Source organism: Anaerococcus sp., from assembly GCF_030825785.1.
Classification (GTDB): domain Bacteria; phylum Bacillota; class Clostridia; order Tissierellales; family Peptoniphilaceae; genus Anaerococcus.
This window is the reverse complement of sequence record NZ_JAPJPG010000027.1, coordinates 1-22145: the sequence shown is the minus strand read 5'-3', so window position 1 is coordinate 22145 and position 22145 is coordinate 1. Positions and strand designations below refer to the sequence as shown.

Annotated in this window: 29 protein-coding genes; 28 read left to right on the top strand and 1 reads right to left on the bottom strand. The window is 32.3% G+C overall.

The features are described from left to right. From RCH56_RS05125 to RCH56_RS05080, 10 genes are all read left to right on the top strand, one after another. Nucleotides 1–818 (top strand): amino acid--tRNA ligase-related protein (locus RCH56_RS05125; RefSeq protein ID WP_306483914.1); only part of this gene is annotated, 818 nt, incomplete at its 5' end. Nucleotides 819–823: 5 nt separating this feature from the next. Next, nucleotides 824–1240, top strand: coding sequence for a SoxR reducing system RseC family protein (locus RCH56_RS05120; protein ID WP_306483912.1), 417 nt, complete (start codon nt 824–826; stop codon nt 1238–1240). Then, the gene (gene glyA / locus RCH56_RS05115) at nt 1240–2481 is read left to right on the top strand and encodes a serine hydroxymethyltransferase (protein WP_306483911.1); all 1242 of its coding nucleotides are present in this window, start codon (nt 1240–1242) and stop codon (nt 2479–2481) included. Before RCH56_RS05120 ends, glyA begins: the two co-directional genes overlap by 1 nt. Further along, complete coding sequence (gene der / locus RCH56_RS05110) at nt 2478–3791, top strand: ribosome biogenesis GTPase Der (RefSeq protein ID WP_306483910.1); 1314 nt, start codon at nt 2478–2480, stop codon at nt 3789–3791. Before glyA ends, der begins: the two co-directional genes overlap by 4 nt. A gap of 2 nt (nt 3792–3793) precedes the next feature. Then, nucleotides 3794–4369, top strand: a complete 576-nt coding sequence (gene plsY, locus RCH56_RS05105; RefSeq protein ID WP_306483909.1) for a glycerol-3-phosphate 1-O-acyltransferase PlsY — start codon at nt 3794–3796, stop codon at nt 4367–4369. Nucleotides 4370–4377: 8 nt separating this feature from the next. Further along, nucleotides 4378–5361 (top strand): NAD(P)H-dependent glycerol-3-phosphate dehydrogenase, encoded by a 984-nt coding sequence (locus RCH56_RS05100; protein ID WP_306483908.1) that lies wholly within the window; start codon nt 4378–4380, stop codon nt 5359–5361. Nucleotides 5362–5426: 65 nt separating this feature from the next. Then, on the top strand, nt 5427–6011 hold the full coding sequence (locus RCH56_RS05095) for a cell division protein SepF (protein WP_306483907.1): 585 nt from the start codon (nt 5427–5429) through the stop codon (nt 6009–6011). A 30-nt stretch (nt 6012–6041) separates the two neighbouring features. After that, nucleotides 6042–6809: a YlmH/Sll1252 family protein gene (locus RCH56_RS05090; protein ID WP_306483906.1), complete on the top strand. Its 768-nt coding sequence runs from the start codon at nt 6042–6044 to the stop codon at nt 6807–6809. Further along, nucleotides 6806–7243, top strand: coding sequence for a signal peptidase II (gene lspA, locus RCH56_RS05085; RefSeq protein WP_306483905.1), 438 nt, complete (start codon nt 6806–6808; stop codon nt 7241–7243). The genes RCH56_RS05090 and lspA overlap by 4 nt, the downstream gene beginning before the upstream one ends. Beyond that, complete coding sequence (locus RCH56_RS05080; RefSeq protein ID WP_306483904.1) at nt 7243–7923, top strand: uracil-DNA glycosylase; 681 nt, start codon at nt 7243–7245, stop codon at nt 7921–7923. The genes lspA and RCH56_RS05080 overlap by 1 nt, the downstream gene beginning before the upstream one ends. Here RCH56_RS05080 and RCH56_RS05075 read toward each other — a convergent pair. Further along, entirely contained in the window at nt 7914–8819 is a 906-nt protein-coding gene (locus tag RCH56_RS05075) for a ribonuclease H-like domain-containing protein (RefSeq protein WP_306483903.1), read from the bottom strand. The two genes, RCH56_RS05080 and RCH56_RS05075, sit on opposite strands and share 10 nt — an antisense overlap. A 68-nt stretch (nt 8820–8887) precedes the next feature. On the opposite strand from RCH56_RS05075, the gene RCH56_RS05070 reads away from it, so the two are divergent. From RCH56_RS05070 to RCH56_RS04985, 18 genes are all read left to right on the top strand, one after another. Further along, nucleotides 8888–10006 carry a cysteine desulfurase family protein gene (locus tag RCH56_RS05070; protein WP_306483902.1) on the top strand — a complete coding sequence of 373 codons (1119 nt, stop codon included), beginning with the start codon at nt 8888–8890 and terminating at the stop codon, nt 10004–10006. After that, a complete protein-coding gene (thiI, locus tag RCH56_RS05065; protein ID WP_306483901.1) occupies nt 10006–11169 on the top strand; it encodes a tRNA uracil 4-sulfurtransferase ThiI in 1164 nt (387 codons plus the stop codon). The genes RCH56_RS05070 and thiI overlap by 1 nt, the downstream gene beginning before the upstream one ends. Before the next feature lie 95 nt (nt 11170–11264). Beyond that, a complete protein-coding gene (gene rplU / locus RCH56_RS05060; protein WP_306483900.1) occupies nt 11265–11573 on the top strand; it encodes a 50S ribosomal protein L21 in 309 nt (102 codons plus the stop codon). Next, nucleotides 11573–11884 carry a ribosomal-processing cysteine protease Prp gene (locus RCH56_RS05055; RefSeq protein WP_306483899.1) on the top strand — a complete coding sequence of 104 codons (312 nt, stop codon included), beginning with the start codon at nt 11573–11575 and terminating at the stop codon, nt 11882–11884. Before rplU ends, RCH56_RS05055 begins: the two co-directional genes overlap by 1 nt. Before the next feature lies 1 nt (nt 11885). After that, entirely contained in the window at nt 11886–12179 is a 294-nt protein-coding gene (rpmA, locus tag RCH56_RS05050) for a 50S ribosomal protein L27 (RefSeq protein ID WP_373690235.1), read from the top strand. 51 nt (nt 12180–12230) lie between these two features. Further along, on the top strand, nt 12231–13511 hold the full coding sequence (gene obgE, locus RCH56_RS05045) for a GTPase ObgE (protein ID WP_306483898.1): 1281 nt from the start codon (nt 12231–12233) through the stop codon (nt 13509–13511). An 8-nt stretch (nt 13512–13519) separates the two neighbouring features. Continuing rightward, nucleotides 13520–13804: a ribosome assembly RNA-binding protein YhbY gene (gene yhbY / locus RCH56_RS05040; protein WP_306483897.1), complete on the top strand. Its 285-nt coding sequence runs from the start codon at nt 13520–13522 to the stop codon at nt 13802–13804. Further along, on the top strand, nt 13804–14400 hold the full coding sequence (gene nadD / locus RCH56_RS05035) for a nicotinate (nicotinamide) nucleotide adenylyltransferase (RefSeq protein WP_306483896.1): 597 nt from the start codon (nt 13804–13806) through the stop codon (nt 14398–14400). Before yhbY ends, nadD begins: the two co-directional genes overlap by 1 nt. Further along, nucleotides 14393–14965 carry a bis(5'-nucleosyl)-tetraphosphatase (symmetrical) YqeK gene (gene yqeK / locus RCH56_RS05030; protein ID WP_306483895.1) on the top strand — a complete coding sequence of 191 codons (573 nt, stop codon included), beginning with the start codon at nt 14393–14395 and terminating at the stop codon, nt 14963–14965. Before nadD ends, yqeK begins: the two co-directional genes overlap by 8 nt. Next, complete coding sequence (gene rsfS, locus RCH56_RS05025; protein WP_105300477.1) at nt 14952–15260, top strand: ribosome silencing factor; 309 nt, start codon at nt 14952–14954, stop codon at nt 15258–15260. The genes yqeK and rsfS overlap by 14 nt, the downstream gene beginning before the upstream one ends. A 27-nt stretch (nt 15261–15287) precedes the next feature. Next, nucleotides 15288–15920 carry a helix-hairpin-helix domain-containing protein gene (locus tag RCH56_RS05020; protein WP_306483894.1) on the top strand — a complete coding sequence of 211 codons (633 nt, stop codon included), beginning with the start codon at nt 15288–15290 and terminating at the stop codon, nt 15918–15920. Nucleotides 15921–15931: 11 nt separating this feature from the next. Next, nucleotides 15932–16333 carry an Rrf2 family transcriptional regulator gene (locus RCH56_RS05015; protein ID WP_306483893.1) on the top strand — a complete coding sequence of 134 codons (402 nt, stop codon included), beginning with the start codon at nt 15932–15934 and terminating at the stop codon, nt 16331–16333. A 9-nt stretch (nt 16334–16342) separates the two neighbouring features. Continuing rightward, nucleotides 16343–18955 (top strand): alanine--tRNA ligase, encoded by a 2613-nt coding sequence (gene alaS / locus RCH56_RS05010; protein ID WP_306483892.1) that lies wholly within the window; start codon nt 16343–16345, stop codon nt 18953–18955. 10 nt (nt 18956–18965) lie between these two features. Beyond that, on the top strand, nt 18966–19226 hold the full coding sequence (locus RCH56_RS05005; protein ID WP_306483891.1) for an IreB family regulatory phosphoprotein: 261 nt from the start codon (nt 18966–18968) through the stop codon (nt 19224–19226). Beyond that, the gene (gene ruvX, locus RCH56_RS05000) at nt 19219–19638 is read left to right on the top strand and encodes a Holliday junction resolvase RuvX (protein ID WP_306483890.1); all 420 of its coding nucleotides are present in this window, start codon (nt 19219–19221) and stop codon (nt 19636–19638) included. The genes RCH56_RS05005 and ruvX overlap by 8 nt, the downstream gene beginning before the upstream one ends. Further along, nucleotides 19631–19873 (top strand): DUF1292 domain-containing protein, encoded by a 243-nt coding sequence (locus RCH56_RS04995; protein ID WP_306483889.1) that lies wholly within the window; start codon nt 19631–19633, stop codon nt 19871–19873. Before ruvX ends, RCH56_RS04995 begins: the two co-directional genes overlap by 8 nt. Continuing rightward, nucleotides 19863–20300 carry a Fur family transcriptional regulator gene (locus RCH56_RS04990; RefSeq protein ID WP_306483888.1) on the top strand — a complete coding sequence of 146 codons (438 nt, stop codon included), beginning with the start codon at nt 19863–19865 and terminating at the stop codon, nt 20298–20300. Before RCH56_RS04995 ends, RCH56_RS04990 begins: the two co-directional genes overlap by 11 nt. 2 nt (nt 20301–20302) lie before the next feature. Then, nucleotides 20303–21985, top strand: coding sequence for a ribonuclease J (locus RCH56_RS04985; protein ID WP_306483887.1), 1683 nt, complete (start codon nt 20303–20305; stop codon nt 21983–21985). Nucleotides 21986–22145 lie beyond the last annotated feature (160 nt).

The following is a 22145-nucleotide window of genomic DNA, read 5'->3' as shown; positions in this document are numbered from 1 at the left end:
AGATCATTATCTTTTGCTACTTTTCTTCTAAGAGCTCCCATAGCTTCAAGAATATTGCAGCTAATTATTCAAGAAAACAATTAGATAAATTAACAGATTTTGTTAAAGATTATGGTCTAAAGGGCTTATCCTATATCAAATACTCAGAAGATATCCAATCATCAATAAAGAAATTCTTAACAGATGATATAATTGCTGGACTAAAGGATAAGCTTGAAATGGAAGATGGAGATTTAATTTTAATTGGAGCAGACAAGAACAAGACTGTTCTTGAAGCTATGGGAGCTCTTAGAAGAAAAGTAGCAAAAGATAATGATCTAATTGAAAAAGAATACGCTCTTTGCTGGGTTGTGAACTTCCCAATGTTCGAATATAGCGAAGAAGAAGATAGATACGTTTCCCAACACCATCCATTCACAATGCCAAATGAAGAAGATATTGACTTACTATTAACTAAACCTCAAAAAGTAAGAACTCAAGCTTACGACATAGTTATAAATGGAGATGAAATGGGAGGAGGATCTGTAAGAATTAACAATTCTGACCTCCAAGAAAAAGTGTTTGAGGCGCTTAAGTTAAGTGATGAAGATATAAAGAACAAATTTGGATTCTTCATCGAAGCTCTTCAATATGGAACACCTCCACACGCAGGTCTAGCATACGGTCTTGATAGGCTAGTAATGCTTTTTGCAAAAACAGATAACATAAAGGATATAATTGCTTTCCCTAAGACACAATCTGCTACATGTCCATTGACAGAAGCACCAAGTCTTGTCGATGAGAAAGCTTTGGATGAATTAAGTATAAGATTAAGGTAGGTTTTATGGATACAGTTAAAAAAGAAGGAATAGTAATCGATAATAACAAAGGTAATTTAAAGGTACAGATTTTTAGGAACGGAGCATGTGGAGGATGTGCTGCCAAGGGCTCTTGTGCTGAGAGTAAAACTACAGAAATTGAGCTTTTCTCATATGAAGATTTAAAAAGAGGCGATCATGTAATTATTGAAGGATCTTCAAGTGAAGTAAGCAAATTAACAGCTACTGTCTATATTGTTCCGGTAGTTATGATGTTGGTGGGAGCTCTTATTCCTAATATATTTCTAAAGAATACATCTATGGATATTAATCTATTGACTTTAATATCAGTAGCAATATTTTTCGCTATATCAATTATTTTTATGAAGAAACTAGATAAAAATGTAAAGAATAGAAATATGATGAGAGTGAGAAAGGCATAATGAATTATTCAGAAATAGAAAAGTTCGATTCAGAAGTTTATCATGCCTTGATAAAAGAGCTTGAAAGACAAGAAAGAAATATTGAACTTATAGCATCTGAAAATTATGTGTCAAAAGCAATATTAGAAGCTGATGGGAGTATCCTCACAAATAAGTACGCTGAAGGACTTCCGGGAAAAAGATATTACGGTGGATGTGAGAACATTGATATCATAGAAAAACTAGCTATAGATAGGGCTAAGGCCCTATTTGGGGCTGAGCATGTTAATGTCCAAGCTCACTCAGGTTACGATGCTAATTCAGCTGCCTATTTTGCCCTCCTAGAAGATGGGGATAAGGTTCTTTCTATGAACTTAAATGAAGGAGGCCACCTATCTCATGGTTCTAAGGTCAATCACTCTGGAAGGAGATATGATTTTTATCATTATGGAGTTGATGTAGAAACAGGACTTATAGATTATGATCATGTTTTAGATCTTGCTAGAGAGATTAAGCCTAAACTTATAGTTTGTGGGGCAAGTGCTTATCCGAGAGAAATAGACTTTAAGAAATTTCGACAAATTGCTGATGATGTAGGGGCTCTATTAATGGCAGATATTGCACACATTGCAGGGCTTGTAGTTTGCGGTGAGCACATGTCACCTGTTGATTATTGTGATGTAGTTACTAGCACAACTCATAAAACACTGAGGGGTCCTAGGTCAGGTATAATCCTTTGCAAAGAAAAGTGGGCCAAGAAAATTGATAAGGCAGTTTTTCCTGGACTTCAAGGAGGCCCATTAGAGCATATAATCGCAGCAAAGGCTATTGGATTTAAGCAAAATTTAGATCCTAGTTGGCAAAGCTATGCCAGACAAATAAAGTCGAATTCGAAACAAATGGAAATATCCTTTAAAAAGAATAATTTCGATTTAGTTTCTGGTGGAACTGATAACCATCTATTACTATTAGATTTAAGAAATATGGGAATAACTGGAAAAGAAGCGCAAAACTTACTTGATGAAGTCTATATTACTACCAATAAAAATACCATTCCGGGCGAAAAATTATCTCCTAATATAACAAGTGGATTAAGGATAGGAACTGCCGCGGTTACTACTAGGGGAATGAAGGAAAGTGAAATGGAAATTATAGTAGACTTGATCAAGAAAACTTTGAAGAAAGAAGATACTGTGGAAAATATTAGAAAAGAAGTAGAAAGTTTAACTAAAAGATTCCCAGTATATGGAGAAGTAATATGAAAATGCCGATAGTAACTCTTGTCGGTAGGACAAATGTTGGAAAAAGTACTTTATTTAACAGACTTGTAGGCAAGAGAAAATCAATAACGGAAGATATATCTGGTGTGACAAGGGATAGAATTGTAGATAAGGTTGAGTGGCAAAACAACGAATTCTTGCTAGTCGATACCGGTGGCCTTGATATTTCTAATAAGGAAGTAATGAATACAGAGATTAAATCTCAAGTAGAAAAAGCCCTTATAGAGACAAATCTGATTCTTTTTGTTGTAGACGGCAAGGAGGGAGTTAATCCTTACGATGTTGATATAGCAAATGAAATTAGAAAATATAATAAGCCAGTTATAATTGTTGCTAATAAACTAGATTCATTCAAAATCCCTGATGATATATACGACTTTTATCAATTTGGATTTGATGATATGTCAATGATTTCTGCTGAGCAAAGTAAGGGTTTAGGAGATTTATTAGATAAGATCGTCTCTTTCATAGACTTTTCTTCTTTTGATCAAGTAGAGGATGAAACAAGAATTGCCATTATTGGAAAGCCAAATGCTGGTAAGTCCTCCCTAGTCAACCTATTATTAAATGAAGAAAGAATGATAGTTACTGATATTGCAGGAACTACTAGAGATGCGGTAGATAGCTACTGGCAATATAATGGTGAGAATTATGTTCTTATTGATACGGCAGGACTTAGGAGAAAATCAAAGGTCAAGGAAAACGTAGAATACTATGCGAATCAAAGGACCTTCGATGCTGTCGATAGTTCTGAGATATGCTTGTTTCTAATTGATGCAAATGTTGGTGTAACCGAACAAGATGCAAAAATTGCTGGATATGCTCATAATCAAAAAAAGGCAATAATAATAGCTGTAAATAAATGGGACTTGGTTGATAAAGAGACAAATACCATGAGAAATCTAGAAAAGGACATTAGAGAAACATTTTCATTTGCTCCCTATGCTCCAATAGTATTTATTTCAGTCTTGGAAAATAAAAGAATTGACAAATTATTAGAATTATTTGAGATAGTTTCTAACAATTACCATACAAGAATAAAAACGGGTGTTTTAAATAATATATTACAAGATGCAATATTATTGAATCCGCCACCTCAAGATAAGGGCAAGAGACTTAAGATATACTATATGTCACAAGTATCGACTGCACCTCCAAAGTTTATGCTTTCAATAAACGATAGAGACCTTGTTCACTTCTCGTATACTAGATATCTAGAAAATCAAATAAGACAAAATTACAGTCTTACTGGTGTACCCTTCAGTTTTGTATTCAAACAAAAAGGTGAGTAAGAATGACCGTACTAATTGCTTTATTATCCTATATATTAGGTTCTATTCCTTTTGGTTTTATAATCGGAAAGATATTTTTTAGAACAGACTTAAGAAAACTTGGATCAGGTAACGTAGGAGCTACAAATGCTTTAAGAAACTTTGGAAAATTTGCTGGATTTATGACCTTTCTTTTCGATTTCCTAAAGGGAAGTCTTGCTTGCTATCTAGGGGGAAAGTATGGAGGAGAGCTAGGCCAAGCTGTAGCAATGTTCTTTGTTGTTATAGGACATATGTATAGCTTTATACTCAAGTTTAAGTCTGGAAAGGGAGTTGCTACCTCATTTGGGGCACTTCTTGCAATAGATTATAGATTCGCTCTAGTACTTCTTGCAATATTTATTGTTTTGGTTCTTATATTTAGGATAGTTTCTTTATCCTCTATAACAACAACCGTAATTGCAGCTGTTCTTTCACTATTAAGATATAAGATTAGCTTTCTAAGTTTGGCTATTATTTTAATAGCTTCCTTGGTAGTTTTCAAGCATAAGGATAATATAAGAAGGCTAAAGCTAGGTGAAGAAAAGAAAATATTTTAAGGAGTCTTATGGAAATATCTATTATAGGATCAGGCAGTTGGGCTACTGCTATTGCAAATCTTCTAAGCGAAAGTCAAGATGTTCTTATGTATGCTAGGGATATAAATGTAGTTAATTCTATTAATGAAAATCACATAAATGTTAAGTATTTCCCTGACGAGAAATTAAGAAAAAATATAAGAGCTACGTCAAATATTGAGGAACTTTTTGAGAATAAATATATAGTAAACGCAATTCCAACTCAAAGTATCAGAAGTGTTTACGAAAATCTCGTTCCTTATTTTGATGATAACAAAGTGATCATAAATCTATCAAAAGGATTGGAACTTAATACTCACTTTAGAATCTCAGAGATATTGGAAGATATATTAGGAGACATTAATTATGCTATTGTGAGCGGTCCATCCCATGCAGAAGAAGTAATAAAAGAGATGCCAACTACACTTGTTTGTGCATCAAATGATATAAATCTAGCTATGGATATTCAAGATATTTTTAATAGAGATTACTTTAGGGTATATACATCTACAGATGTTATTGGAGTAGAGATAGGAGGAAGTATCAAGAATATACTTGCCTTTGGCATAGGAATGGCCGATGGCTTATCTTATGGAGATAACTCTAAGACAGCTCTAATAACACGTGGCATCCACGAAATGGAAAGATTTGCGAGAAGTTTTGGAGCGGATGAAAAAACAATAAACGGTCTTGCAGGGATTGGTGATCTTATTGTTACGGCTACTAGTAATCTTTCACGAAACAATAGGGCTGGAAGACTTATCGGTGAAGGATATAGCATTGAAGAGAGCATAGCTAAGGTAAATATGGTCGTAGAAGGTATACCTACTACTCGAGCAGTCTATGAACTTTCTAAAGAAAAAAATATTGAAATGCCTATTACTTATGAAATCTATAAGGTTTTATTTGAAGGAAAGTCAGCTCACCAATCTGTTAAGGATTTGATGGCTAGAGACTTAAAAAATGAATATTAAATTAGAAATATTCTTCTTATTAAGATATAATGTAATGGAGAGATAAAAAACGCAAAGGAAGTATTATGTTAGATAGGTTTAAAGAATTTATAGGTATTGATGACAAATACGATGATTACGATGAGGATCAGTTGTATTACGACGATCTAGAAGAGGAAGTAAAAGAAGAAGACAATGATAAATCTGAGAAGGATGAAACATACAAATCTTATTTCTCTGACTCAGACTATAAGAATGAAGAAAGTGATGAGAGTTTCAAACCACCATTTGTAGATAGCTTTAAGAATAATTCTTCGTTTAAGAGTTCTAAATCAACAAGAAGGGGAGATAATGTAGTTAAAATGAGTGATAAAAATTTTGCTGGATCAAATTCAATGAGAATTTCGATTCAAGAACCATTAGATTATGAAACTGATGCACCAAAGGTTATTGATGACATCCTTAACAAAAAAGTAGTTGTCCTAAACTTAGAGATGGTTGAATCAGATACAAGAAGACAAATCTTTGACTTCGTAAGTGGTGCTGTATATGCCTTAAGTGGGACGGTTGAGAAAGTTACAAAAGGAATATTTGTTATAAGTCCAAACGGCATACAAATAGACCCGGCTGTTACTGATCAAATATCTGAAGGAAATTATAATCAATTATAGATCGATCTAATAAATCGATCTTTCTTTTTTATGAGTTTAGAATATAATTTAAATTTTATTAAGGATAAGGCCAAGAAGTCTAACATCAAGAAAGCTATATCTATTCTGGAGAGAGGATTTTATACAAATCAAGAAGTATCCAGCTTCTTTCTCGATCCATTTGAGAGGAAAGTTATAGGAGATATTGCCAGAAAGAATAACATAGATATCGTATTTATTGGTGGGAATGATAAATGCGAAAGAAAAATATTTGTAGCGAACTACTATTATCTCCCTTTAGAAGAAAGTAATTATATAAAGGTCCTCACTTTCAATGGTAGTGAAATCAAGCACCCCGATGTATTAGGAGCCTTAGTCCATATGGGAATTGGCAGAAACAGTATAGGAGATATATCGGTCTTAAATGGGTTAGTAGAATTTGCAGTACTTGAAGAAGAAGCGAATTTTATTAAATATAATTTAAGCAAGATAAAAAGAGAAGGAATAAAGATTGAAATCAAAGAGGAAAGTAAATTAATTAAAGAAAAAGAAGATTACATTTCATCTACTAGCTTTATTTCTTCAGTAAGGCTTGATAATATAGTATCTAGTCTCATAAATAGTTCTAGGGCTAAGGCTAAAATTTTAATAAATAACAGGCTTGTGAAGGTAGACCATCAAACTATAACAGATCCAAGTTATAATTTGGATGAAGGTGCTATGATATCAATCAGAAGAGAAGGAAGATTTATCTTTGATAGGATAAAAGGACTTAGCAAGAAGGGGAACTATCACATAGAATATAGGAAATTAATATGATATATTTAGTAATTATAATATTGGGTCTTGTAATTGATAGGCTCACAAAAATTTACGCAGTTAACAACTTAATGGAAAAAAATATTGATGGGAAGGTCTTTAATTTAACCTACCTTGAAAATAGAGGAGCGGCTTTTGGAATCTTACAAGATAAGAGATTGATATTTATTATACTTACAACTGCAATTGTAATATATTTGCTTTATTATTTTCTTAAAAATATAAAGACAAGCCCTATGATCCTCAATGTATCGCTTGCTATGATTATATCTGGAGCTATAGGTAACTTCTGTGATAGACTTATCCAAGGATATGTAGTAGATTTTATAGAGTTTTCTTTTGTACAATTTCCAATATTTAATGTTGCAGATATTTTGGTAACAGCAGGCTGCGCTCTAATGATTATTTATATTATCTTACATGGGGATAAATAATGAGTGTACAAATTGGTAATGATTGGGATCAATTACTAAAAGAGGAGTGGGAGAAGCCTTACTACAAAAATCTCAGAAAGTTTTTGATTAATGAATATAAGCATTATAATATATATCCCGATATGTATGATCTTTTTAATGCACTAAAATATGTAAGTTATGAGGATACGAAAGTCGTAATACTAGGACAGGATCCCTATCACGGGAAGGGGCAAGCACATGGCTTTTCTTTTTCTGTAAAAGAAGATGTGCCCATACCACCTTCCTTATTAAATATATATAAGGAGCTTAATGATGATTTAGGCCTTTTTATACCAGACAATGGAGACTTGACTAAGTGGGCCAAGCAAGGAGTTTTGCTTTTAAATACCGTCCTTACAGTCAGAGAAAAGTCTCCGAATTCGCATCGAGGAAAAGGATGGGAGGTACTTACTGATAGGATAATAGAGTTATTGAATAAACGTGAAAAGCCTATAGTATTTATTCTTTGGGGAGCAAATGCAAAATCAAAGGAAAAATTAATTACCAATAAAAATCATCTTATCTTAAAGTCAGTGCATCCTTCACCCTTATCGGCTTATAGGGGATTTTTCGGATCAAAAGTTTTCTCAAGGACAAATGAGTTCTTAAGAGCTAACAATATGGATGAAATTGACTGGCAAATCGAGAATCAAAATTGATTCTCGATTATTTTTTTTGCCAAGGCAAGAATGTTCTCGTAATTGTATTTGAAATTTTCTCTTATTATAAAGAAATGATTGTCAATATTTACAGTGGATTTATTATCAAGTTTAAAATTGTTGATACACACATAACCTCTTATATTTTCAGCAAGAATCCCGTACAAAACTTGCAAATTTATTATTATAAAATTATCTTTTATAATTAATTCGTAGTTTTCTCCAGTAAAATAAGATTCATTTAGATTTTCTTGAGATCTTAAGGAAAATCTTGCGACGTCGTTATTTATATTACAAGTCATCAATGTTACTTGAGATAATATAGTATCTATAGAAAGTTTCTCTTCAAAATATTTTTCTATATGTAAAATTTTCTCAGTTGCTATAAGATCATTTTCATTGTGTTTCATGATTGGGTAGGGATTTGTGCGTTTTTTTAAATCATCATTCAATTTACTGAAAGTTTTGTATCGTGAGGGGTCATCCCTATGGAAACCAACAATTTTTTCTATATCATTGAGCTTAAGTGATTCAAAATCAAAAAACTTCCTATAGGGTCTTATTATCTTAAGTATGTCCTGACTATCTGGTAAAATTGGGAAGTCTTCATGCTTTATAAGCCTATTATTTAAGAACGGTATATCAAAGGTATCTCCATTATAGGTGATTACTTTTTTATCTGCTACTTTTTTCTTATAAATTTCAAGCAATCTTTGCTCTTCACTATCATCTATAGCAAAATATTGGTGAATATATGCTTTGTTGTTATTTTTTTCAATAATTCCTAATAGAACAAGACTATCTATAGAAGAGTCAAGGCCCGTAGTTTCTATATCTAAAATAATTTCATCACCTTTTAAATTTGTTGCTTTATATCTTTTTTTTAATGTAATCATGTAATTACTATACTATAATTTGTAATTAGACTTCGTTATAATATAATGAATAAGTTAAGGAGTGGTCTATGATATATTTAGATAATGCAGCAACTACAAAAATGTACAGAGAAGCCATAGAAAAAATGGTTGAAGTAGAAGAAAATTATTATGCAAATACTTCATCAATTCATTCATTTGGCATGGATTCTGAAAATTTAATAAAAAAAAGTAAAAACATAATGGCAAATGCTATAAATGCGAAAGAAAGTGAAATATACTTCACCAAAGGAGCAAGCGAATCCAATAATATTGTCGTTTCATCTTTTGCATCTGCTGATAGCAAAGTCATTACAACAAGTATAGAGCACTCATCTATGTATGATGCTGTTATAAATAATAACTACAAAGAAGTAGTATTTTTAAAAAATGACAAATATGGTTTTGTCGATTTAAAAGATTTGAAAGAAAAGTTAGATAAAGATGTCAATCTTGTATCAATAATATACGTGAACAACGAAATAGGAACGATTCAAGATGTAAGGGAAATATCGAAAATCATAAAATCCTATAATCCAAATATTTGTATGCATATAGATGCTACCCAAGCTGTCGGCAAAATTTCTTGTGATGTTGATAAACTTGGCGTAGACTTGATGAGTTTTAGTGCACATAAGTTTCACGGACCAAAGGGTGTTGGCATTCTTTATGTTAGAAATAATATTCTATCTAAGATCAGACCAGTTATCTATGGGGGAAGGCAAGAAATTGTATCTTCAGGAACCGTAAATCACCCTGCTATTAGTGCTGCAGGAGTTGCCCTAGAAAAGCAGCTTATGAATAATGAGTACAAATATATTGAGGATCTTAATCACGCTCTTAGAAAGGCGATTGAAGCAAGTATAGATGATTGTTATACAATCTCACCTAAGGAGAACTCTTCTGCCTATGTTTTAGACGTTTGTTTTAAAAATATTAAATCTGAGGTTTTAGTTCATTATCTTGAAGATAATGGGATTTTTGTATCATCTGGTTCTGCCTGCTCTAAGGGAGAAGATAATAGGATACTAAAAGCTTTGGGAATAGATAAAGATTATATAGATGGAGCTATTAGATTTTCTTTTTCAAATGATACAAGTATGGACGATATTAATAAAACTGTTGAAGTTTTAAAAGAAGGAATTGAAATGATTAGGGAGGTGTTCTAATGGATTGGTTCTTAGCGGTAAGCTTTGGTGAGATATTTCTAAAAGGAAGAAATAGAAATACCTTTTATAAAACAGCTATAAACAATATAAAGAGAAATATCAGAGATATAGGCTATGATGATATGTTCCAAGAATCATCAAAGCTATACATCAAAGCTGATAGAGACAAATTTGATAGATTAATAAAAGAAATAAAAAAAGTATTTGGTATAGTGTATATATCTGAAGTTGTAAGATGTGAGAAAACAGTTGAAGATATAAGTAAGACTAGCATAGATTTAGTTAAATATTATGATTTTGATAAGGATATGACATTTAAGGTCGAATCCAAGAGAACAGATAAGTCATTTGCTCTTACATCACCTAAACTAAGTGCAAAAATAGGTGGAGATATCCTAGGAAAGTACGATGGCTTAAGTGTAGATATACATAAGCCTGACTTTACTGTATTTATCGATGTAAAATCAAAAGCCTATATCTACATAAAGAGAGTTGAAGGTCTCGGAGGACTTCCTCTTGGTTCTGGTGGAGAGGGACTCCTTTTATTATCTGGAGGTATCGACTCACCAGTTGCAGGATTTCTTATGGCAAAAAGAGGAATGAATATCAACGCTATACACTTTCACTCTTATCCATTTACATCAAAAAGAGCTCATCAAAAGGCAATGGATCTTGCAAAAATTCTATCAGCCTATACAGGCAATATGACGGTTTACTCTGTAAATCTTGCTGAAATTTATAAGGCCATAAGCAAAAATTGTCCTAGAAGAGAAACGACAATCCTGTCACGTAGATTTATGATGAGAATCGCAAATAAAATTTCTGAAAAATACTCTTATCAGGCCCTTATAACAGGAGAAAGTCTTGGCCAAGTTGCAAGCCAAACTATAGAATCAGTTTCGGTTATTAACGATTCTAGTAAACTTCCAATACTTAGACCCCTTATTGCTATGGATAAGAAGGATATAATAGAAATTTCTGAAAAAATAGATTCCTATGAAAAGGCGATAGAACCATATGACGATTGCTGTTCTATTTTTGCGCCAGACTCACCAGTCACAAAGCCAAAATTAAAATATATAGAAAAATCTGAAGAAAATTTAGATATAGAGAAGTTAGAAAAGCAAGCTATAGATAGTATGGAAATTATAGAAATTGCTTGACATATAAGTTAAAGATAGTATTATAATCAAGTAAACCGCTCAGTCCGGGTGCTGATCCCCAACACTGGCGAGAATTTTAGTAATAGGAGGTTTCCATGTACGCAATAATTAAAACAGGTGGAAAACAATACAAAGTATCAGAAGGTGACTTAGTAAGAGTTGAAAAGCTCCCTTACGAAGTTGGTGACACCGTTGAATTTGACCAAGTACTTTTAGTTTCTGGAGATGAAGTTAAAGTTGGTTCTCCAGTAATAGAAAGCGCAAAAGTAACAGCAACAGTTGAAGATCAAAATAAAGATAAGAAAATTGTTGTATTCAAATACAAACCTAAAAAACAATACAGAAAAAAACACGGTCACAGACAACCTTATACTTTAGTAAAAATTGATAGCATTAGCCTTTAATGATTAATGTTGATTTATTAATCAAAGAAGGAAGAACAGTAGGATATGAAATTCGAGGTCATGCTGATTTTGCTGAGCATGGCACAGACATTGTTTGTTCAGCAGTTACAATTCTGGCATATACTTGCATAAATACTTTAGATAAGTATGTGACAGATGTCGATTTTGTAGATGATGGCGATATACTTAAGCTTGAAACTTATAAAAAATCGAAGGAAGTTGAAGTTGTATTTAACTATTTTGAAACTGGAATACAAACTTTGTTAGGTAACTATAGCGATTACGTAAAATTAAATTATAAGGAGACATGAAATGATATTAAACATAGATTTACAAAGATTGTCAAGCAAGAAGGGAGTTTCTTCATCTAAGAACGGTAGAGATTCCAATGCTAAAAGACTAGGTGTTAAAAGAAGCGATGGACAATTTGTTAACGCTGGAACTATCATAGTTAGACAAAGAGGAACAAAAATTCACCCAGGTAACAATGTTAAAAAAGGTGCTGATGATACTCTTTACGCTTCATGTGAAGGTGTTGTTAAATTCAAAAGAAAGGGCAGAGACAAAAAACAAGTTTCTGTTTACGCTGAAGCAGACATTGCTTAGAAAGTCAGAGCTTGCCAATTGGCAAGCCTTTTTTTATGAGAGGATTTAAATATGATAGATTATGCGAAAGTAAGTCTTAAGGCAGGAGACGGAGGAAATGGAGCTGTTGCCTGGAGACGTGAAAAATATGAACCAAATGGCGGTCCTGCAGGTGGAGATGGAGGAAACGGTGGCTCTATAATTATAAAAGCTACAAGAAATCTATCAACTCTAGATGAATTTAGATATAGAACTAAATATAAGGCGCAAAATGGTGAAGCAGGTGGCAAGAAGAAGAAATTTGGAAAAAAGGGTGATGATCTAATAATAAAAGTCCCTGTCGGAACCTTAGTTAGAGAAGCTAATAGTGAAGTTATAATAAAAGACTTAAACAAGGATGGGGAAGAGTATATTATAGCAAAAGGTGGTAGAGGTGGAAGAGGAAATGTGCATTTCAAAAATTCCATACGTCAAGCGCCACGCTTTGCTGAATTAGGTAGAAGTGGTCAGGAAATAGATGTTATATTTGAACTAAAAATACTTGCAGACGTTGGACTAGTAGGACTTCCAAATGTTGGAAAATCTACTTTGATTTCTGTAATTAGCAAGGCTAGACCAAAAATTGCTAACTATCACTTTACGACCATAGATCCTAATCTAGGAGTTGTAAATATTGACAGCGAAAGATCCTTTATAGTTGCCGATATACCAGGTCTTATTGAAGGAGCAAGTGACGGCAGTGGACTCGGTCATGACTTTTTAAAACATGTCGAAAGATGTAGGGTTTTGGTTCATCTTGTAGATATTTCTGGAATTGAGGGAAGAAATCCTATAGAAGATTTCAAAATGATCAATGAGGAATTAAAATTATACAACGAAAAACTTGCACAAAAACCAATGATTATAGCTATGAATAAGTCTGACCTTGACTTTAATAATAACGCAGAGGCCTTCCTCAAAGAATTTGCTGATAAGTATGATATATATAAGATATCTGCAGCTACAACCAAAGGAATCAAGGAGTTGGTAGATGCAATATCAGAATTATTAGCTAAAAGTGAAATTAAAGAGTTTGATCCAATGGAAGAAGTTGATACAGAATTCTTGGATAAATATTACGACAAAGAAATTGAATATGATTTAAACTTTAGAAAAGAAAATGATATTTTTGTTGTCGATGGAAAAAGAGTTGATAAATTACTAGAAAAAGTAGATCTTGAAGACTATGATGGCAAGATGTACTTCGAGAAGACTTTGAGAGAAATGGAAGTTTTTGATAAATTAAAGGAAATGGGAATTCAAGAAGGTGATAGTGTAGCCTTCGGAGACTTAGTATTTGAGTATTATGAATAGGAGGATATATGTTAACAGGTAGGCAAAGAGCAAGATTGAAACAAGAATCTCATGATTTTAAACCAGTAATCAACATTGGAAAGTTTTCTGTTACTGATGATTTGATTAAGGCAATAGATGAAGCTTTAGAAGCTCGTGAGCTTATTAAGATTAAAATTCTAAATAATAATATGGACGACGAAGAAGAAATAATCGATACTATCATTGAGAAGACAGAATCTGAATTTATTTCTCACCTAGGTTCAATCTTTACAATCTATAGAAAAAACGACGATAATAAATACGATTTATAATGAGAATAGGACTATATGGGGGGACTTTTGACCCAATTCATGTAGGGCATTTGATTGTAATAGAGAATGCTATTAATTTTATGAAGCTTGATAAAGTAATAATTTTACCAAGTTCAAATCCTCCCCACAAAAAGCACAAGAAGAAAACAGATACAAATATAAGAGTTGAGATGGTTAGTGAGGCTATTAGGGATAATGATAAGATTGTCCTATCTACTTTTGAATCTACTGATGATAAAGTTAGATATACCCACGAGACTATAAGATGCTTTAAGAAATTTTTTAAAGATGATGATATATTCTATATAATGGGTGAAGATTCCTTCTTGACTATTGATACTTGGAGAAATTATGATGACATCTTGGATGAAAATATCATCGTTTTTACAAGAAGTAATATTGATGAAGATAGTGAGTTGGTAGAAAAGGTTGAACTTATCAAGAAAGATAATCCTAACATATTTTTAATTAATAACCTTAATATCAATATTTCATCAACACTTATAAGAAATCTGGTAAAGAATAATTTAAGTATTAAATATTTAGTTAGAGATAGTGTTAGATATATTATAGAAAATAGGGGCTTATATGTTTGATATTGAATTATATAAGGATAGACTGATTTCAGATATTGGCGAGAAGAGATATAAGCATAGTCTTAGGGTTATGAATTGCGCAGAAAAATTAAGCGAAGGAAAGAAAGTTGATAAGGAAAAAGTAAAAATAGCAGCTTTCTTACATGATTGTGCTAAATATAACGAAGAAAGATACATGAATGAGCTTAATATAGACAATTTTAAGGAAATTGATCCTGATTCATCAAAATCTGTAGTTCATTCTTTTTTAGGAGCAGAAGTTGCGGAAAAAGTGTATAATGTTAGAGATGAGGAGATATTAAAAGCTATCAAATATCATACAACAGGAAATGAAAATATGAGTGTTTTGGAAAAAATTGTATTTTTAGCAGATGCAATAGAGGAGAAAAGATCATATCCAGGAGTAGAAGAGATTAGAAAGAAGGCTTCTAAAAATCTTGATCTAGGTGTTTTAGAGTGCTTGAATCACAATATTAGATTCCTAATAGATATGGATGCTTTTATTGATCCTTTAACACTTAAGGCAAGAAATTATTTGATAAAGGAGAAAAATGGAAAAGCTTGAAACTATTTTAAAAACATTAGATGATAAATTAGCTGAAGATGTAAAGGTTATTGATTTAAATTCTTCATCTATAGCTGATAAGTTTGTTATAGCAAGTGGTGGAAGTATTAATCAAACTAGAGCTTTAGCTGATTATATAGAAGATGATTTAGAAAAAGAAGGATATAGTATTTTATCCAAAGAAGGTCTAAGAGAAGGAGAATGGATACTCTTGGATGCTGGAGATATAATTGTACACATTTTCACACAAAAACAGCGTGAATTTTATGATTTAGATAATCTATGGGAGAATTAAGCTCTCATAGATTTCTAGGAGTATTTTATGTCTGATGATAAAAAAGATAAAATCATTTACGGTTTAATAATAGCGGTTTTTATCTTAATAGCTAATTTCGCGTATTCAAATAATATGGCTGGAATTTTTGACAAATCTGATAAAATTTCCTTGGTTGATGAGGATAGTTTAGATGAAGATCAAGATATTGACTCTGAAAAAAAAGAATCAACAAATGACTCAATAAAAAAAGTTTATATATCAGGCGAGATAAACAAACCTGGAGTCTATCAAATTAAAGATGGAGATAGGCTCGAGGATTTGATTAACGAAGCTGGTGGATTGACTGATAAGGCAAGTGAGAAAACACTTAATCTTGCACAAAGACTAGATGATCAAATGAAAATTTACATACCTAATATCGATGAAGAGAATTCATTAGAAAATATTGATACTAATCAGGCTGCAAATATTAGTGCTAGTAGCAAATCTGAGCTTATTAATATTAATACCGCCAGTAAAGAAGAACTTATGAGCTTACCTAACATAGGTGATAAGAGGGCAGATGCTATAATCGAGTATAGAAGTGCAAATAAGTTTGATAAAATAGAAGATATTAAGAATGTTACAGGAATAGGCGATAAATTTTATGAAGCCTTAAAGGATTTGATTACAATATAGGTGAGAATATAATGAAACTATCGACAAGAGGCAGGTATGGACTAAGGGCTATGTGTTATCTAGCAAGCAATAATGAAAGGGGATATATCTCTGTATCAGAGATGAGTGAGAAGCTTAACCTATCGGAAAATTATTTGGAGCAGTTAATAAGGCTACTTAAAAATGATGGCTTAATTAAATCAGCTAGAGGCCCTAAGGGAGGATATAAAATCACAAGAGATTTAGATGATATTTCTGTTGGTGAGGTATTAAGAGTTCTCGAAGGAAACATAACCATGAGCGACTGTGTAAGTGGAGATCACTTTTGTGATGATAAATGCGATGCGTATTTTGTATTTGACAGAATAGATAAGGTGATAAATGAAGCAGTTGATTCTATTAGTTTAAAAAATATGATAAATCAGGAAGTTTGAGGTAAAAGAATGAAAAACTTAGGAATGAATGAGTTAAGAAACAAATATTTGAATTTTTTTGGAAATGAGAAGGGTCATACACTTTTAAAGTCATTTCCACTAATTCCTATTGATGATGACTCTTTGTTATTAATAAATGCAGGAATGGCGCCACTTAAAAAGTATTTTACCGGCGATAAGAAGATGAAAAACAATAGAGCGACATCTTCACAAAAATGTGTAAGAACTGCAGATATAGAAAGAGTCGGAAAGACAGAACGTCACGGGACATTTTTTGAAATGCTCGGTAACTTTTCATTTGGTGATTATTTCAAGAAAGAAGCTATAACATGGGCTTATGAATTCCTAACCAAAGAACTTGAGATTTCCAAAGAAGACATTTGGGTTACAGTATTTAAAGAAGATGATGAAGCTTACAATATATGGCATAATGAGATAGGTCTTGATAGTGAAAGAATTCTTAGAGAAGGCAAAGAAGATAATTTTTGGGAGCTAGAAGTTGGTCCTTGTGGTCCATGTTCGGAAATTTTTGTAGATAGGGGATTAAGTAAGGCTATAGATGAAAATGATAATAAGCCAGGAAATGATGATTCCGATAGATTTATGGAAGTATGGAATCTAGTATTTACACAATTCAATAAAGATAGTCAAGGAAATTATACACCACTTGCCCATCCGAATATCGATACAGGTATGGGCCTTGAAAGAATCGCAATGGTTTTACAAGATAAGGACAATATTTTTGAAGTAGATGTAATGGCTGAAATAATATCAGAAATAGAGAACTTATCAAAAAAAAGATATAAAGAAAATAAAAAAGATGATGTATCTATCAGAGTAATAGCAGATCATGCTAAGGCGATGACATTTTTAATTTGCGATGGAGTTATGCCTTCAAATGAAAAAAGAGGATATGTACTAAGACGTCTCATAAGAAGAGCCTATAGACATGGTAAGCTTTTAGGAATAGAAGGTGAATTTTTAACAAATATAGTCGATAAAGTAATCGATACTTACAAAATTGAGTATGACGAACTCGATACGAATAGAGAAAAAATTAAATCTGTAATAAGAGATGAAGAAGATAGATTTCAAAAAACAATTGACCAAGGCCTAGAAAGATTAGAATCCTTAATCGTAAGAATGAGTGAAATAAAAGAAAGAATTCTAGACGGTAAGGAAGCTTTCAAGCTCTATGATACTTATGGATTCCCACTTGATTTGACTAAAGAGATCCTAGAAGAGAAAAATCTTGATGTCGACGAAGAAACTTTCAATGAACAAATGCAAATTCAAAAGCAAACAGCAAGAGACGCTAGAAAGAAAGACGCAGGATGGTCACTTGACAACATAAATACCGATGGAATCGAGAAAACTACTTTTGCAGGATATGATGATCTAGAGATAAAAGCTAGAATTTTAAACTTATTCAAAGAAAACTCAGAAGCTTCTTCGCTAAGTAAGGGAGATAACGGTATAATAATCAGTGATAAGACTTCATTTTATGCAGAAGGCGGCGGTGAAGTAGCTGATACTGGACTAATAATAAGTGATTCCTTTAAAGCAGAAGTAATCGACGTACAAAAGCAAAAAGATATTTATTTCCATTATATTGAAGTAGTTGAAGGATCTATAAATGTTGGTGATGAGGCTAACTTTATAGTAGATAAAGATAAGAGATTAGCAATACAAAGAAATCACTCTGCAACCCACCTACTTGACCAAGCTTTAAGAGACGTTTTAGGTGAGGAAGTTAAGCAAGCGGGATCACTAGTCGATGAAAATAAGTTGAGATTTGATTTTGCTCATAATAAGGCTTTAACAAGAGAAGAGATAAAAAGAGTCGAAAAAATTGTAAATAGAGAAATTATTAAGCAAAATCTTGTAACAAAAGATATAGTTGATTACAAAGAGTCGCAAAAAATGGGGGCAATAGGCCTATTCGAAGACAAATACAAAGATAAGGTCAGAGTTGTTTCTATGGGTGATTACTCTAGAGAATTATGTGGTGGATGCCATGTAAATTACACAAGCGATATTTTGATTTTTAAAATTAAACAAGAATCATCTGTATCTGCTGGTGTAAGAAGAATCGAAGCCCTTACGGGTAAAAAAGCGTTTGAATATCTAAACGACAAAGCTAATAAACTAAATCAACTAGCTGATAGACTAAATACCAGCTCTAATAATATAACTAATAGAATAGACAGCCTAGAAAATGAAATTGAAAGGCTAAAATCAGAAAATAGTAGGTTAAAGACCACTAACAGTTCTGACATAGTTAGCGAACTAAAAGAAGACGTAAGAGAAATAAAGGGTATAAATTTATTAGTTAAGAAATTTGATAATGTTTCTATGGACGAGCTAAGAGATTATGAAAATAGGATAAAGTCGTCTTTTGATAATCTAATAATTGTCTTTGCTTCAGTTAGTGATAAGATTGTATTTACAGTTTCTGTTGATGATAAACTTACCGATAAGTACAATGCTGGTAAAATAGTAAGACAAATAGCTCAAATTACTGGAGGTAATGGTGGAGGCAAGAAGAACTTTGCTCAAGCCGGAGGAAAAGATATTTCTAAACTAGAAGAAGCTTTAGAAAAAGTCAGTGAAATAATTTAAAGGAGATATTATGGCTGATAAAAATAACTTCAATGAGACCATGCTATTTAAGGCAGATAAGGATCAAGAAAAAGATATTAGAGAAATTCTAACAACAGTATATAAATCTTTGGAAGAAAAAGGTTACAAACCAACAGGTCAAATAGTAGGCTATTTATTATCAGGAGATCCAACTTATATCACCGCCCATAACGGTGCTAGAAAATTAATAAGAACAGTAGATCGTGATCGTATACTTGAAGAGTTATTAGAGAAGTATATTAATGAGTAGAATAATGGGTCTAGATGTTGGTAATAAAACAATTGGGGTTGCTCTAAGTGACCCTATGTTTTTATTAGCAAATGCTCTAGAGACAATAAAAAGAAAAAAAGCAAGTGTAGATATCGAAAGAATTAAGGAATTAGTCGAAGAAAATGATGTGAATCTAATAGTAGTTGGACTACCTAAAAATATGAATAATACAATAGGCCCGCAAGCTATGAGAGTTATAAGCTTTGTAGATTTTCTAAAAAAACAAGTAGATATCGAAATTGTCTATGAAGACGAAAGAATGACTACTATTCAATCAGAAGCTGTTCTTATGGATATGGAAGTTAGACGTGAAAATCGTAAAAAGTATATAGATAAAATCGCTGCAACTTTCATACTTCAAACATATTTGGATAGGAGAAAAAATGGATAATATTATTTTGCTCGATGAAGATAACAATGAAGTCGAATTTAAAATATTAGATACATTCGGAGTAGATGAGGCAAATTATGCTGCCTTAAAACAAGTAGGAGATGAGCTTATTTTAATTGTAGAAGTTATTGAAAAAAATAACGAGGTTGAACTAAAATCCATAGAAGACCAGGATTTATTAGATGAGCTTATCGAAATTTATGAAGAAATGAAAGAAGATGTTGATGAATACTGATCAGATTAGAAAAATTTTTGAAGAAAATAACCAAAAATTTACTAAACAAAGAGAGATTATCTTTAACGCACTGAAAAACTCTGAGGCAAAACATATCACGCCAGAAGAACTTTTTTCAATTGTACATCAAGAACATAAGCAAGTAGGAATAGCTACAATTTATAGAACTTTAAATATTTTTGAAGAACTTGGAATTGTTAACAAACAAGAATTTACCGATCAAGCATATACTTACGAACTTATTGATCCAAAAAATGATCATCATGATCACATTATTTGTACTACATGCGGTAAAATTATAGAAGATGAATTTCTATCTAAAGATGAAATGAAAGAATCTTTAAAAAAGGTATATGATTTTGATTTAGATTATTATTCATTAAGAATCTTTGGAACATGCTCCGATTGTCAAAAAAACAAGGAGTAATAATGCAAAATGACAAAAAATTAAGAATAATCCCTCTTGGGGGATTACAAGAAGTAGGTAAAAACTGTACATTGGTAGAATATGGAAATGATATGATCATGATAGATTGTGGATTGACCTTCCCTGATGCAGAGATGCTAGGGGTTGATATCGTAATTCCTGATTTCACCTATGTAGAAGAAAATAAAAACAAACTAAGAGGAATATTTGTAACGCATGGTCACGAAGACCATATTGGCGCTATACCTTATTTTCTAAAAAATATTGATACCAATGTATACTGCTCGAAGCTAACTAAGGGCTTATTAGAAAATAAGTTTAAAGAGCATGGATTAAATCCTAACAAAATCAAGATGGTAAATGTAAATAATACTGTCAAAGTTGGATCATTGAGTGCTGAATTTATTAGAGTAAGTCACTCTATACCTGATGCTTGCTCTATAGCTGTGAAGTCTCCAGTAGGAACAGTAATATTTACCGGGGACTTTAAGATGGACTTTACCCCAATTGATAATGACCCAACTGATATCCAAAGACTTGCAGAATTAGGACGAAAAGGAGTATTAGCCCTATTTGCAGACAGTACAAACGTTGAAAGGGAAGGATACTCACTAAGCGAGAAAACTGTTGGTGATACCTTTATTCAAATATTTGGAAGAGCTAAGTCAAGAATAATCGTTGCAACATTTGCATCAAATCTTCATAGGGTCCAACAAATTATCTATGCTGCGGAAAGATATAATAAGAAAGTAGCTCTATCTGGTAGGTCAATGCTTAATAACGTTAGAATCGCGAATGAATTAGGCTATCTAAAAATTAAAAGTAATACCCTAATTGATATGAAAAATATCAAAAACTACGCTGATGATGAGATAGTAGTTCTTTCAACAGGTACCCAGGGTGAGCCTCTATCAGCACTCACTAGAATGGCTAATAGAGAACATAAACAGATAAACCTAAATGAAACAGATACGGTGATCCTATCTTCTTCAGCAATTCCTGGTAATGAGATGGCAATTAATAATACTATTAATAATCTAACAAAAATAGGTTGTAAGATTATTTATTCATCTCTTGCTAAAGTACATGCTTCTGGACACGCTTGCCAAGAAGAAATTAAATTGATGTATCAATTAGTTACGCCAAAATACCTTATTCCAGCCCACGGTGAAGTAAGACAGTTACAAAAACATGCCGAAATAGCTGAAGATATGGGACAAGCTAAGGAAAATATCTTGATTGGTAAAAACGGTGATATTTATGAATTTACAAAAAAACATGGAGCAATCAATGGTAGAGTTCAAGCTGGAAATATACTAGTAGACGGTTCTGGAATCGGTGATGTTGGTAATATCGTTCTAAAGGATAGAAAACACTTATCCGAAGATGGATTAGTTGTAGTTTCAATTACCTTTGATAAACATACCCAACAATTACTAGCTGGACCAGATATTGTCTCACGTGGTTTTGTTTATGTGAAAGAAAATCAAGATATCATAGAAAATGCTAAGGATGTAGTATTAAGATCAATTAAGAAATGTGCAGATAAAGAAATTCGAGCTATAAGTCAGATTAAATACAAAATTAGAGAGGATTTGAAATCTTATATTTACAATGAATTAGGTCGTGATCCTATGATACTACCAGTTATATCAGAGTTAGAGAGTAATGAATCGTATAAATAATGAATACATTTCATCTTTTATTGAAGAAATGATTATAGATAAAGATTTCCTTGAGTTAAGAAGATATGCTGAAGTAGAAAATGTTCCTATTATGAAGTTAGAGACAAAGGAATTTCTTAAGAGCCTACTTGCTATTAAAAGACCAAAGTCAATATTAGAA

Excerpts from the sequence above, each read along its gene's own strand:
- RCH56_RS05120 (WP_306483912.1), top strand. The coding sequence starts at position 824 with ATGGATACAGTTAAAAAAGAAGGAATAGTAATCGATAATAACAAAGGT.
- glyA (WP_306483911.1), top strand. The coding sequence starts at position 1,240 with ATGAATTATTCAGAAATAGAAAAGTTCGATTCAGAAGTTTATCATGCC.
- der (WP_306483910.1), top strand. The coding sequence starts at position 2,478 with ATGAAAATGCCGATAGTAACTCTTGTCGGTAGGACAAATGTTGGAAAA.
- plsY (WP_306483909.1), top strand. The coding sequence starts at position 3,794 with ATGACCGTACTAATTGCTTTATTATCCTATATATTAGGTTCTATTCCT.
- RCH56_RS05100 (WP_306483908.1), top strand. The coding sequence starts at position 4,378 with ATGGAAATATCTATTATAGGATCAGGCAGTTGGGCTACTGCTATTGCA.
- RCH56_RS05095 (WP_306483907.1), top strand. The coding sequence starts at position 5,427 with ATGTTAGATAGGTTTAAAGAATTTATAGGTATTGATGACAAATACGAT.
- RCH56_RS05090 (WP_306483906.1), top strand. The coding sequence starts at position 6,042 with ATGAGTTTAGAATATAATTTAAATTTTATTAAGGATAAGGCCAAGAAG.
- lspA (WP_306483905.1), top strand. The coding sequence starts at position 6,806 with ATGATATATTTAGTAATTATAATATTGGGTCTTGTAATTGATAGGCTC.
- RCH56_RS05080 (WP_306483904.1), top strand. The coding sequence starts at position 7,243 with ATGAGTGTACAAATTGGTAATGATTGGGATCAATTACTAAAAGAGGAG.
- RCH56_RS05075 (WP_306483903.1), bottom strand. The coding sequence starts at position 8,819 with ATGATTACATTAAAAAAAAGATATAAAGCAACAAATTTAAAAGGTGAT.
- RCH56_RS05070 (WP_306483902.1), top strand. The coding sequence starts at position 8,888 with ATGATATATTTAGATAATGCAGCAACTACAAAAATGTACAGAGAAGCC.
- thiI (WP_306483901.1), top strand. The coding sequence starts at position 10,006 with ATGGATTGGTTCTTAGCGGTAAGCTTTGGTGAGATATTTCTAAAAGGA.
- rplU (WP_306483900.1), top strand. The coding sequence starts at position 11,265 with ATGTACGCAATAATTAAAACAGGTGGAAAACAATACAAAGTATCAGAA.
- RCH56_RS05055 (WP_306483899.1), top strand. The coding sequence starts at position 11,573 with ATGATTAATGTTGATTTATTAATCAAAGAAGGAAGAACAGTAGGATAT.
- rpmA (WP_373690235.1), top strand. The coding sequence starts at position 11,886 with ATGATATTAAACATAGATTTACAAAGATTGTCAAGCAAGAAGGGAGTT.
- obgE (WP_306483898.1), top strand. The coding sequence starts at position 12,231 with ATGATAGATTATGCGAAAGTAAGTCTTAAGGCAGGAGACGGAGGAAAT.
- yhbY (WP_306483897.1), top strand. The coding sequence starts at position 13,520 with ATGTTAACAGGTAGGCAAAGAGCAAGATTGAAACAAGAATCTCATGAT.
- nadD (WP_306483896.1), top strand. The coding sequence starts at position 13,804 with ATGAGAATAGGACTATATGGGGGGACTTTTGACCCAATTCATGTAGGG.
- yqeK (WP_306483895.1), top strand. The coding sequence starts at position 14,393 with ATGTTTGATATTGAATTATATAAGGATAGACTGATTTCAGATATTGGC.
- rsfS (WP_105300477.1), top strand. The coding sequence starts at position 14,952 with ATGGAAAAGCTTGAAACTATTTTAAAAACATTAGATGATAAATTAGCT.
- RCH56_RS05020 (WP_306483894.1), top strand. The coding sequence starts at position 15,288 with ATGTCTGATGATAAAAAAGATAAAATCATTTACGGTTTAATAATAGCG.
- RCH56_RS05015 (WP_306483893.1), top strand. The coding sequence starts at position 15,932 with ATGAAACTATCGACAAGAGGCAGGTATGGACTAAGGGCTATGTGTTAT.
- alaS (WP_306483892.1), top strand. The coding sequence starts at position 16,343 with ATGAAAAACTTAGGAATGAATGAGTTAAGAAACAAATATTTGAATTTT.
- RCH56_RS05005 (WP_306483891.1), top strand. The coding sequence starts at position 18,966 with ATGGCTGATAAAAATAACTTCAATGAGACCATGCTATTTAAGGCAGAT.
- ruvX (WP_306483890.1), top strand. The coding sequence starts at position 19,219 with ATGAGTAGAATAATGGGTCTAGATGTTGGTAATAAAACAATTGGGGTT.
- RCH56_RS04995 (WP_306483889.1), top strand. The coding sequence starts at position 19,631 with ATGGATAATATTATTTTGCTCGATGAAGATAACAATGAAGTCGAATTT.
- RCH56_RS04990 (WP_306483888.1), top strand. The coding sequence starts at position 19,863 with ATGAATACTGATCAGATTAGAAAAATTTTTGAAGAAAATAACCAAAAA.
- RCH56_RS04985 (WP_306483887.1), top strand. The coding sequence starts at position 20,303 with ATGCAAAATGACAAAAAATTAAGAATAATCCCTCTTGGGGGATTACAA.